The sequence below is a fragment of the Polynucleobacter sp. UB-Siik-W21 genome (genome assembly GCF_018687415.1).
Taxonomy (GTDB): domain Bacteria; phylum Pseudomonadota; class Gammaproteobacteria; order Burkholderiales; family Burkholderiaceae; genus Polynucleobacter.
Genome location: NZ_CP061289.1, coordinates 833,207 through 844,569, shown reverse-complemented (window position 1 = coordinate 844,569; position 11,363 = coordinate 833,207). Strand labels below are relative to the sequence as shown.

The following is an 11,363-nucleotide window of genomic DNA, read 5'->3' as shown; positions in this document are numbered from 1 at the left end:
AAATGTCGCAAAATGGCGGGTTTAGACCTTCAGAACCTTCAAAGATAAGTGAAAACACTCGGGATTTGCTCTATGGCAAACCCTTAAAATAGGTCAAACCTTACTATTAATGTGGAAATAAGCTAGAAAGCCATGACAAATATCAAACAAAACGATCTCATTCAAAGCGTTGCAGACGCATTCCAGTTCATTTCTTACTACCACCCCAAAGATTTCATTGATGCCATGGGTAAGGCTTACTCCCTTGAAAAAGGCGAAGCCGCCAAGGATGCGATTGCCCAAATTTTGACCAATAGTCGGATGTGCGCTGAAGGTCATCGCCCACTTTGCCAAGATACCGGTATTGCTGTGGTCTTCCTCAAAATTGGTATGAATGTACAGTGGTCAGATGCCACGATGAGCGTCACTGACATGGTGAACGAAGGTGTTCGTCGTGCCTACCTCAATCCAGAAAACACTTTACGTGCTTCAGTGTTAGCTGACCCTGCAGGCAAACGCAAAAATACTGGCGATAATACCCCAGCAGTGATTCATTATGAAATCGTTCCGGGCGATGATGTTGAAGTGATATGCGCCGCTAAAGGTGGTGGTTCAGAAAACAAAGCCAAGATGGTCATGCTTAATCCTTCCGACTCTATCGTTGACTGGGTAGTGAAGACTGTTCCGACGATGGGCGCCGGTTGGTGCCCTCCCGGCATCCTCGGTATTGGTATTGGGGGTACTCCTGAAAAAGCGATGTTGATGGCTAAAGAAGCTCTGATGGGTCCAGTCGACATTCAAGAGCTGATTGTGCGTGGAGCAAAAAATCGCGTAGAAGAATTGCGTCTCGAGATTTACGAGAAGGTCAATAAATTAGGTATCGGTGCGCAAGGTTTAGGTGGCTTAGCTACTGTGCTTGATATTAAGATCTTGGACTACCCAACCCACGCGGCTTCCTTGCCCGTCGCCATGATTCCTAACTGTGCGGCAACTCGTCACGTGCATTTTCATTTACACGGCGATGGTCCAGCAAAATTAGAGATCCCTTCTCTGTCAGATTGGCCAGATGTTACCTGGACACCTGATGTACAAAAATCCAAACGCATCAATTTAGATACTTTGACCGCCGAGGAAGTAGCGAGCTGGAAACCGGGACAGACACTATTGTTAAACGGCAAAATCTTGACGGGACGCGATGCCGCTCATAAACGCATTCAGGATATGTTGGCTAAAGGCGAAGAATTGCCAGTCAGCTTTAAGAATCGCGTGATCTACTATGTTGGCCCAGTTGATCCAGTTGGCAATGAAGTAGTTGGTCCAGCAGGTCCCACCACTTCCACCCGCATGGATAAGTTCACTGAAATGATGTTAGCTAAAACGGGCTTGATTTCCATGATTGGAAAAGCTGAGCGTGGTCCTACAGCAATTGAAGCGATCAAGAAACACAAATCTGCTTATCTCATGGCTGTAGGAGGTGCTGCTTACTTAGTATCTAAGGCAATACAAACTTCAAAAGTAGTTGGCTTTGCTGATCTCGGCATGGAAGCAATTTATGAGTTTGATGTCAAAGATATGCCGGTAACCGTTGCCGTGAACTCCGAAGGTATCTCAATGCATGAGACTGGCCCGAAAGAATGGCAAGCGAAGATTGGCAATATTCCAGTCACGATTGCGTAATACATGTTGGCTTTTGAATTGGCACCGAATTGTCGCTTATAGGCGTTTTTGATTCTGGCGTGGGTGGCTTATCCATTTTGGATGAAGCCCTACGTCAGCTTCCGCAACATGACTATATTTATTTAGCAGATTCTGTAAACGCACCATATGGTGAAAAATCCAGTGAATGGATTTCTGCGCGTAGCTTAAGTCTTTGCAAATATTTAGCCGATGCCGGATGTGATGCCATTGTGGTTGCTTGTAATACTGCTACTGCTGAAGCCATCAAACATATTCGAGCTGAAGTGCTAGTGCCCGTCATCGGTGTTGAACCAGGCATCAAGCCTGCTGCTATGCAATCTGGAAATGGCATTGTGGGTGTCTTGGCAACTGAAGCCACTCTCAAGAGCGATAAATTCAATGCATTATTAGCCACCCTCCCCAATCATTGTCGTTTCATCAAACAAGCTGGCGCTGGACTAGTGCCATTGATTGAAGCTGGCAAAGCGGATAGTGAAGAAACCTTGGAGCTGCTTGCAAAGCATCTGGAGCCCATTCAAGATGCAGGTTCAGATACTTTGGTTTTAGGTTGCACTCATTACCCATTCTTGAGAAACGCGATTCGTAAATTATTAGGTGACACGATCACCCTAATCGATACGAGCGAAGCCGTCGTTCGACAATTAAAGCGTCAATTAGAGCAACTAGACTCCGCTAGTAAATTAACAAAAGGTACATCCTTAGGAGATCATGGGGCAGTGCACTTTGTGAGCAGCAAAGATGCTGTTACCTTACTCAAGATGGCGCAAGATTTAATGCAGAGTGATCTCGACTCTCACGATGTCAGCTCAAGTTTATTGGGTAACATTCAATGAGCACTTTTTTGGAGAAGATCGATGCACGTCTTCCGTTTACAAAAACGGAACGCATCATTATTGGCATCGTGCTGCTATTGCATGCCCTGCCGGCTTTAGAGTTTTTACATTTTTCATCACGTCCGCCCAAAATGGATGATGCACGGGTCATGGCTAATTTAGTCAGCCCTGATACCGCTGCCAATAAAAGTCAGCAAGCTCCTGCTGCTCCGCCACCCAAACCCAAGGAAGAGCCTAAGAAAAAAAATGTGGAGGATAAATCATCACAAAAACCAACACCTCCACAAACTCAGAACACTAGCCAACAAACTCAGCAGCAAACCAAGAGTGAAACCCAGATGCAAAATGCGGCTGTTGCCCCTTCTACGACAGGGGGTGCTAGCGGCACACCCATACAGACGGACATTGGTAAACTGGTCGTTGTATATCAACCTGATGCTGATGCTTATTACCCTTCGTTCTCCAAACGATCTGGTGAACAAGGTACCGTAGTTGTCCGATTAATTATTTCTGAGGCGGGAGAAGTAGAAGATGTTGCTATATTGCAATCAAGCGCTTTTCCCAGACTGGACCGTGCGGCAACCGATATTGGCAGACGTTACCGGTTTAAACCTTTTTTAGTCAATGGCTCACCCCAAAGAATTTCCACTAATCTTTTAATTAAATTTAATCTCAAGAATTAAGGACTATGAATACACCATTTGGAATTGCAAATCTATGGCTTGAGGGCGATGCCATCACTCGCTTTGTGGCGATTGTGTTGCTCACTTGCTCAATCGTGACTTGGGTGATCTTGCTCACCCGCTTTTGGGAACTACGCAACCTGCGTAAATTGAGACCTGAGCTTGATCAGTTCTGGCATGCAAGCTCCTATGAACAAGGACTGCAATCCTTTAGCAATCCGAGCATGAACCCTTACTATCAGATTGCTAAATCAGCTACTGACGCTTCCATTCACCACCAGAGTCAATCGAGTGATCGCCGTGAGCTTTTGCAAACCTTGAATTATTCAGAGTGGATGGCTAGAAGCATTAAGAATGGCATTGATAATATAGCTGCCAGTCTTCAGAAAGGTCTCACTTTTTTAGGATCAACTGGAGCAGTTGCCCCTTTTATTGGTTTATTCGGTACCGTCTGGGGCATCTATCATGCACTGATCTCCATTAGCAGCTCAGGGAGCGCGCAAATCGATCAAGTAGCAGGACCAATCGGGGAAGCCTTGATCATGACTGCCTTAGGCCTTGCAGTGGCTATCCCTGCGGTACTCGGATTTAACGCGATTAATCGCGCTAATAAATTACTGGTTGCAGAGCTCAATCGCTTTGGTAATGACTTGCTTGCCTATTTTGTGACTGGTGCACGTGTGAAGTCTGGAGAATAAGTATGTCTTTCCATATGTCAGACGATCAGAACGAAGACGCCATCATGGCGGAAATCAACATGACGCCGATGGTAGACGTTATGTTGGTGTTACTGATTATTTTTATCATCACCCTGCCCGTGATTCAGCAAGCAGTCAAGGTTGAACTACCCAAAGCCAATAGTGTTCGTAATGAAATCAAACCCGAGTCTGTTCAACTCAGCATTGATGCAAAGGGTCAAATCTTCTGGAATAGCACACCGATTGATTTAAAGACATTTGATGGCTATGCCGAGAAGGCAGCACAGAAAAACCCCCAACCAGAGATTAATTTACGGGCTGATAAATCCGTGAAATATGAATATGTTGCTCAAGTCCTGGCGGCTTCGCGTCGCGCTGGCCTGACTAAGCTAGGATTTGTGACTGAGCCTGATTAAACATTATTGCGATTCTATTTTGACTTATAGGGCATCTTAGAAGGCAAACACGTTTCTTCGGTAATGTAGGTGCCATCGCCCATCGTCTCACCCAAGATCCCACCCTGAATTTTCTCCACCTTTTTTAACTTGCCAGTGACTGGGTCAAGCGTCATGTGTGTAGAGACCGTTCCAGCAGAGTAAGCTACGCCCATCAGATTTTCTGGCTCAAAATTGGCTTCGATCAATATAAAAATATTGGGACGAGCTAGAGTCACACTCTTTACGACTTGCTTGCCATACGCGTCAGACTGATCTAGGTCACGATCATCCAGAAATACTCTCGCTTTTTGAGCTCCGGATGCAAGAGTGATCTTCATCTCATACTCTTCTGTATATCCTTTTTCAGAACGTTTGCAATGAAATTCCAGAACATCAATACCCCATGCAGTAAGAGATGAAAAAGTCAGGCAAAAGCACAGTAGGAGTTTGAGTAAATTCATGTTGATGCTATCTATGGGTACAAAGCTAACATCTTGATCAAATTTAGGCGTGCGAAGCAAAATAGTGATTGCCCTTTGAAATAAGAACTGAAGACGATTGGTGCCCGAGGCCGGAATCGAACCGGCACGACTTTTTTGAGTCGGCAGATTTTAAATCTGCTGTGTCTACCGATTTCACCACTCGGGCTCGCACTAGCAGTCACTGCCGCGCTATTTAAATCAAGACAAACGAAATTTTAGCATGTAGACCCTAAATGCCCTTGGGAAGCCCATATCGCTGAAGACTAAGGGCAGCCCACCCCAAAAATACTAAAATATCCAAATGAAGCCCATTGGTAATTCAACCGGACCACGTCGATTCTTACGCCCTATTCTGTGGACGCTTGGAACCGTCCTACTGATCGTTTTAGCCATCACGCTCAGTTACCTTTATCTCGCACAATCGAATCCATCGGGTAAACGTGTCATTAAGAGTCTTGGGGATGGTGTGGTGATCACTTTTGATGAGGCGGATATTCCTCATATCAAAGCCAATAGTCAATCCGATGCGCTATTTGCTCTAGGATATTTACATGCTACCGAGCGGTCGTGGCAAATGGAAATGAATCGTCGCATCGCTAGTGGTCGCCTCTCTGAAATCCTAGGTAGCGAAACTGTCAGCATTGATCGATTCATTCGCACACTTGGAGTCAAGCACGCTGCTGAACAGCAATTCGATAAATACCCAGTGACCGCAAAGCGCTTACTGCAAGCCTATGCTGATGGTGTCAATGCTGGCAACACACAACTTGGCTGGGTACTGCCAGTGGAGTACTACTTAACTGGTTCTAAGCCAGGTCACTGGTCTCCGACCGATAGTGTCGCCTGGATGCTGATGATGGCATACGATCTTGGAGGCAACTGGCATAAAGAATTACAAAGGCTCGAGCTATCTCAATTTTTGACGACTAAACAGATTTGGGAGGTCATGCCACCATTTGAAGTTGGTGAGCCTGTGACCAATATGGATTTTGCCAAGATCTATCAGGACCTTAAGGTCTTTAACCCCAAGGCTGGACCCATCAACAGTAGATCTAAAAATCTTCCAGCAACAGAGTTAAGTCATGTTGACCTAATGGGAGGGAAAGATGGTGTTGGCTCAAACAACTGGGCTCTTAGCGGCAAACTCACTGCCAGTGGCAAACCATTATTAGCAAATGACCCACATTTAGGCTTATCAGCACCTGCCATTTGGTACTTTGCCCATCTAGACGCCCCCGGCTTGAATGTCCTGGGCGCCACCCTTCCCGGAATTCCGGCGGTAGTTTTAGGGAGGACCGATAAATTTGCTTGGAGTTTTACAAACACTAATCCCGACGTACAAGATTTGTATATTGAGCAGATCGATGAAAAAAATCCTGGCATGTATCGCGGACCTGATGGCTTGCTACCATTTAAAGTTCGTCAAGAGATTATTGATATCAAAGGTGCGCCACCCCTCCATTTCATTGTGAAAGAGACACGTCATGGTCCAGTGATTTCTGATTCATATGCACGGGCTAAACGCGCCATTGATACCAGTCGCTATGCCCTGGCATTACGTTGGACTGCTCTCGACATTGAAAATCAATCGGTCGCTGGTTTATTGGAAATAAATCGCGCTAAAGATATAGATGCTTTTAAGCAAGCACTACGTAAAAATTATGCGCCCATGCAAAACGTAGTGATGGCGGATAGCGATGGCAATATTGCCTACCAAGCGGCTGGCATTGCTCCAAAGCGCCTATTACATCAAGGTCTATATGGCGTTGCTCCAGCCCCGGGATGGGAAAAACAGTATGACTGGAATGGCTACGTACCTTTTGAACAATTACCCGCCAGCAATAATCCAGAACAAGGTTGGATAGCGACAGCCAATCAACGGATCATTGCCACCAATGATCCAAACCCCTTAACAGCTGACTGGGATTTATCAGCACGTTATGACCGCATCGTAGATTTAATTAAAGCTCGCAATTCGCATGATGCTGATTACATGAAAACAATGCAGGCGGATACTGTTTCTTTGGGTGCCACACCACTCTTAGAGCTATTTAAGTCTAGCTCGCCAACTCATCCATTGGCAGCACAAGCGTTGGAGATCTCAAAAGACTTTCATGGTGACATGCGAGTAGATAGTGCTGCCGCACTCATATTCAATGCCTGGGCTGATCAATTAACACGCAATCTCTTTTCTCGATTGAGCTATTTATTCTCTGAAAATTATGGTGAGCGCAATTATCGAGGTGCCTTAATTGCCCAAGTTCAGAACCCCAATAGCCCATGGTGTGACAATCCAAAAACAGACGTGATCGAAACCTGCCTTGAGTCTTCCAATGACGCCTTTAACAAAGCACTTGACTATCTCAGCAATCAATATGGCAATGATCTCAAAAAATGGTCATGGGGCAAAGCGCATATTGCTATCTCAGAGCATCGACCCTTGAGCAAAATTCCCGTTCTTGGTAAGTTATTTAATATAGAAACACCATTTCCAGGGGACAGTAATTCAATTAACGTCGGCAGATTAGAATTATTACGCTCAAACAATCCCTATCAAACCTTGCAAGCTCCAAGCCTGCGAGCCATTTACGACTTTTCTGATCTTGAAAAATCGCTATTTATCTATCAGGCAGGCCAATCTGGATGGGTCCAGAGCAAGCTGTATCGCAATATGAACCCGCTGTGGGCTAAGAATGAATACCTCCCTTTGCAAATGAAACCTGAAACCAGTAAACGTACGCTGGAGCTCAACAATAAGTGATTGCATAAGTCATGAGGCGTATAAAATATTCCAAAGCACCTGAAAGCTCTTTTTGAAAGACATCCAATGAAAAAAATTCTACTTGCTAGCATCACCGCTTCAACCCTCCTATGTGCTCATAGCAATGCCAATGCTGCTTGGAAAGAATTGGGTGCAAATGAATTAATGGTGGTGTATGTAGATCTGGAAACTGTTCAGACTCAGGGTGAAAAAACACAAATCCTGTCGATGTTAGATTTCAAAAAGCCTGGCGTTAATCCAAACAATAAGCAACCCGTCAGTTCCATCATTGGTCTGAATGAATATGACTGTCCTACGGTGAGTTATCGCCCAATCGCTTTTAAAGAATTTTCTGGTAGCAAAGGGACGGGTAAAGTGGTGTCCGATAACAATACGCCCGATAGCAAGTTTGAGGCCGTATTAAGTGAAACTTGGACGGCAGGCGTATTTAATTCTGTGTGTAAGGCAAAGTAATTCTTTCTTGAATGTCATTACAGTCCTGGATTTGGATTTGTTTATCTCTTAATCTTGCTTTACTGCAAGGATGTGCAGCTCCCTTAGCTGCTCTTGGCAGCACCGGAACTGCCGCAGCCAGCTCAGCAGGTGGTGCAGTAACAAGTGCTGCAGTAGCAAACCCAGTAACGGCAACCAGTATTGCCTCAACCGCTACTACCGGTAAATCCCCTTTAGAACATGCTGCCTCTGCAGCCACTAAAAAAGAATGTAACTTTATGAATATAGTAGGACCCAAGCCCATCTGTGAAGAGGTAGTTCTGCCCAAGATTATTGATAACAGTAGTCCGTTACCGGGTCCCCAAGAAAAGATTAAAGAGACTGCCAAACAGTAATCGCATTATCTAAATACCGGCCATCACAGACTAAAATAGTGGTTTACCAGCAATATGGATGAATTAAGTAATGACTACAGAAAACTATTACCTCACCCTTACTTGCCCTAATAAACCTGGCATCGTAGCTGCAGTTTCAACTTATATCTTTCAAGCAGGCGGCGATATTGAGGAAGCCCAGCAATTTGACGATAAGACTTCCAAACGATTTTTTATGCGCGTGAGCTTTAGCTGCCCAACTGATGGCAATACCTTGCGCTCTGGTTTTGCGGAGATTGCAAAACGTTTTGAGCTCACCTGGAATCTGCGCGCGGTGAAAGACTTGAAGCGGGTATTGATCATGGCTTCTAAATTGGATCACTGCCTTGTTGATCTGCTGTATCGCTGGCGGATTGGTGAATTACCAATGATCATCTGCGGCATTGTCTCTAATCATCCTCAAGAGGTTTATGCCAGCATTGATTTTGCAGACATTCCTTTTCATCACTTGCCAGTAACGCCAGAAACTAAGCCAGCGCAAGAAACCAAGCTTTTAGAAATCATGGCTGACTCTAAAGTAGATATGGTCATTTTGGCGCGCTATATGCAAATCTTGTCGGATGACTTGTCTACCAAATTATCAGGACGTTGCATTAACGTACACCACTCATTCCTGCCTAGCTTTAAGGGAGCTAAGCCCTATCATCAAGCCCATGCCCGCGGTATTAAGTTGATTGGGGCGACCTCGCATTTTGTTACGAGCGATTTAGATGAGGGTCCAATTATTGAACAAGACGTGACTCGCGTTACTCATGGCGATACGCCAGATGATTTAGTACGCAAAGGACGTGATTTAGAGCGCACAGTTCTCTCACGCGCTCTGCGCTATTACTTGCACGATCGGGTTTTAATTAACGGCACTACTTCTGTCGTTTTCTCTGACTAATTAAGGTCTGACCCCTGGGGACTCCATAGGGAGCCCGCGCGCGCGCCACATCAGGAATAATTCGAGTTGAGCCATTTCTGGCGAGCCATATTCGTATTGCTGCGCCCTCACACCGCTCATGCAGTTTCGTAAGCGACGCTGAAGTGAACCCAAGGTTTGCCACTCCAGGCGATAGATGGGATAAGCGTTCGGATGACCTTGGGGAATAAAACTACCGCCCAATTTCAAGCCAGCTCTCTCTTCATGACATTGGGCGCAGGACAAATTTAACTGACCCATTCTCTCGTAAAAAGATTGACGCCCTTTTTGCATGGCTGCTTTATTTTCAGGTGTTTCTCTAACAGCAATCGGCATTCCTTTGGATTGATTTGCAATCAAGGCTGTTAACGATAGAAGCTCCTTACTGTCATAGGGAAGTGCTGGAGCACCCTGCGCACCAACTCTACATTGATTGATTTGACCCTCGAGCGTCTGCAATCGTCCTTTGATCATTTTCGGGAATGCTGTTGCAACGCCACGCATTGATTTCTGGACATTCCCATGACAACTAGCACAAGATTTGTTGTTTTGAGCAGAAGGTTTATTCCATAGAGCTTCGCCATCACCCACCCAAAACATCGCTGGATTTAAACTAGGATCATCCTGCATAGCCTTATTTTCAGCAGACATGAGCTCATAGCTTGACTGTAGTTTTTGCTTTCCAGCATCCTTTGCTGCCAAAACAATCGGTGCACTAAAGATTAAACAGCCAGTGAATAGAAGCTGCCACTGCTTCATGTAACAGTGAGATTCGCTTGATTTACCGCCTCATATCCATCATCACCAGTCCACTTAAATTCTAGAGTGCCTGTTTCCGTAGCAAGCGTAGTGAAAATAATTAATGGATTAGCGCCGATGCCAGAATAAAAATCTGCTTTGAAGACTTCGACATTGTTATAGGTGCAGGTAAAGACACGAATGATGTCACGTGGAATTAATTTACCACCTTCTGTATAACGAAAGCCTGATTCCATGTCGTGCTGGGCAATCGCACGGATCTCAATGATTGAGCCTTTCTTAGCGCTCGATGGCATAGAGATGGAGGTACGGGAAGTTTTACTCATAATCTTTCCTCACACCATTTCAGTACATGCAGAGAGAGTAACTAAGGTCTCAGCTTGCCCTTGATAAAAACTTCCATTACTCATCTGCGCAATCGCTCTGACAATTTGACTATCTGCTAGACGCACACGAGTCGTAATATTGGCCGTACCTGAACGGGGTGTTAAGTAGACAGTAAAGATATTGGGCAGTGGATTACCTTCAGCGATGACATGAATTGCCTTTACGTAATCATTAGGCGTCATGGGGCTCTCAACACTCACCTTGAGTACCACCAAATTACCGTTCTCAACGAGCGGGGGAATAACCAAGTTCACTTTTCCATTGATTACTGGCTTGCCACCTGTAATCTCTGCAATCGCCTTCGTTGCATCTTCAGGTTTAGCAAATACAGTTAAGGGACTAAACCAAGCGCCGAGAGTTAAAAAAGCAAGCTTTTGGATTTTCTTAAGCCAAGCACGCCGACTCTTTTGAACGATGAAATCTTTACGCATCATTGGACAGTGGTATTTAAGGTCAGTAAAAAGGCCACAACATCCTCAATCTCTTGTCCATTGAGGATAGTCTGACCTGCAAATTTCGGAGCTACTCGATTTAAATGATCGGTACGGTAATATGCTGGCATGATGGTCTTGGAATTAAAGTAACTTGCATCCACAATTCTGGCTCTCAGTTGAGGTGCTGTATATCGAGCAACGCTGCTACTGAGCTCAGGTGCTAAATTACCCTGAAAGCGCTCCTCTGGAAACGGCCCACTATGACATAAGAGGCACAAACCCGATTGACGACTCGCCACAATAGCGCGTCCCCGCATCGAATCCCCTGGTGTTGAAGTGAGTGGCTCAGCAATGACGCCATTCACAATCGTTTGCGCTACTACCCAATGGGAATTGAGGGCGACTAGCAACAGCATTGCTA

General features: G+C 45.2%; 14 protein-coding genes and 1 tRNA gene. 9 read left to right on the top strand and 6 right to left on the bottom strand.

Translation table 11 applies throughout. The annotated features are described in order from the left end of the window. The first annotated feature begins 132 nt into the window (after nt 1-132). Genes C2756_RS04380 through C2756_RS04360 form a run of 5 tightly spaced genes read left to right on the top strand, consistent with a single transcriptional unit; the run spans nt 133 to nt 4,307 of the window. Nucleotides 133-1,656 (top strand): fumarate hydratase, encoded by a 1,524-nt coding sequence (locus tag C2756_RS04380; RefSeq protein WP_215320318.1) that lies wholly within the window; start codon nt 133-135, stop codon nt 1,654-1,656. A gap of 29 nt (nt 1,657-1,685) precedes the next feature. Continuing rightward, nucleotides 1,686-2,510: a glutamate racemase gene (gene murI, locus C2756_RS04375; protein ID WP_215320315.1), complete on the top strand. Its 825-nt coding sequence runs from the start codon at nt 1,686-1,688 to the stop codon at nt 2,508-2,510. Next, a complete protein-coding gene (locus C2756_RS04370) occupies nt 2,507-3,193 on the top strand; it encodes an energy transducer TonB (RefSeq protein WP_215320313.1) in 687 nt (228 codons plus the stop codon). Before murI ends, C2756_RS04370 begins: the two co-directional genes overlap by 4 nt. A 5-nt stretch (nt 3,194-3,198) precedes the next feature. After that, nucleotides 3,199-3,891, top strand: coding sequence for a MotA/TolQ/ExbB proton channel family protein (locus C2756_RS04365; protein ID WP_215296870.1), 693 nt, complete (start codon nt 3,199-3,201; stop codon nt 3,889-3,891). Between the two features lie 2 nt (nt 3,892-3,893). Then, nucleotides 3,894-4,307: a biopolymer transporter ExbD gene (locus C2756_RS04360; RefSeq protein ID WP_215296868.1), complete on the top strand. Its 414-nt coding sequence runs from the start codon at nt 3,894-3,896 to the stop codon at nt 4,305-4,307. 14 nt (nt 4,308-4,321) lie between these two features. Here the strand turns inward: C2756_RS04360 and C2756_RS04355 are convergent, their stop codons facing one another. Together C2756_RS04355 and C2756_RS04350 are read right to left on the bottom strand one after the other, a co-directional pair. Next, nucleotides 4,322-4,789 (bottom strand): hypothetical protein, encoded by a 468-nt coding sequence (locus C2756_RS04355; RefSeq protein WP_251372116.1) that lies wholly within the window; start codon nt 4,787-4,789, stop codon nt 4,322-4,324. 98 nt (nt 4,790-4,887) lie between these two features. After that, a tRNA-Leu gene (locus tag C2756_RS04350) sits at nt 4,888-4,976 on the bottom strand. Between the two features lie 135 nt (nt 4,977-5,111). Between C2756_RS04350 and C2756_RS04345 the strand changes: the two genes are divergently transcribed. The 4 genes from C2756_RS04345 (at nt 5,112) to purU (ending at nt 9,344) form a co-directional block, all read left to right on the top strand. Beyond that, the gene (locus tag C2756_RS04345) at nt 5,112-7,571 is read left to right on the top strand and encodes a penicillin acylase family protein (RefSeq protein WP_215320311.1); all 2,460 of its coding nucleotides are present in this window, start codon (nt 5,112-5,114) and stop codon (nt 7,569-7,571) included. 66 nt (nt 7,572-7,637) lie between these two features. Further along, a complete protein-coding gene (locus C2756_RS04340; RefSeq protein ID WP_215320309.1) occupies nt 7,638-8,045 on the top strand; it encodes a surface-adhesin E family protein in 408 nt (135 codons plus the stop codon). Nucleotides 8,046-8,056: 11 nt separating this feature from the next. After that, nucleotides 8,057-8,419 (top strand): hypothetical protein, encoded by a 363-nt coding sequence (locus tag C2756_RS04335; protein ID WP_215320306.1) that lies wholly within the window; start codon nt 8,057-8,059, stop codon nt 8,417-8,419. A gap of 70 nt (nt 8,420-8,489) precedes the next feature. Beyond that, nucleotides 8,490-9,344, top strand: coding sequence for a formyltetrahydrofolate deformylase (purU, locus tag C2756_RS04330; RefSeq protein WP_215320303.1), 855 nt, complete (start codon nt 8,490-8,492; stop codon nt 9,342-9,344). On the opposite strand, the gene soxA is transcribed toward purU, so the two are convergent. The 4 genes from soxA to soxX are packed head-to-tail and all read right to left on the bottom strand — an operon-like array spanning nt 9,345 to nt 11,358. Next, the gene (soxA, locus tag C2756_RS04325) at nt 9,345-10,121 is read right to left on the bottom strand and encodes a sulfur oxidation c-type cytochrome SoxA (RefSeq protein ID WP_215320301.1); all 777 of its coding nucleotides are present in this window, start codon (nt 10,119-10,121) and stop codon (nt 9,345-9,347) included. It abuts the gene before it with no gap. Further along, nucleotides 10,118-10,447, bottom strand: a complete 330-nt coding sequence (locus C2756_RS04320) for a thiosulfate oxidation carrier complex protein SoxZ (protein WP_215296856.1) — start codon at nt 10,445-10,447, stop codon at nt 10,118-10,120. The genes soxA and C2756_RS04320 overlap by 4 nt, the downstream gene beginning before the upstream one ends. Nucleotides 10,448-10,456: 9 nt before the next feature. Beyond that, nucleotides 10,457-10,942 (bottom strand): SoxY-related AACIE arm protein, encoded by a 486-nt coding sequence (locus C2756_RS04315; RefSeq protein ID WP_215320298.1) that lies wholly within the window; start codon nt 10,940-10,942, stop codon nt 10,457-10,459. Further along, entirely contained in the window at nt 10,939-11,358 is a 420-nt protein-coding gene (soxX, locus tag C2756_RS04310) for a sulfur oxidation c-type cytochrome SoxX (protein ID WP_251372115.1), read from the bottom strand. The genes C2756_RS04315 and soxX overlap by 4 nt, the downstream gene beginning before the upstream one ends. Nucleotides 11,359-11,363: the final 5 nt, after the last annotated feature.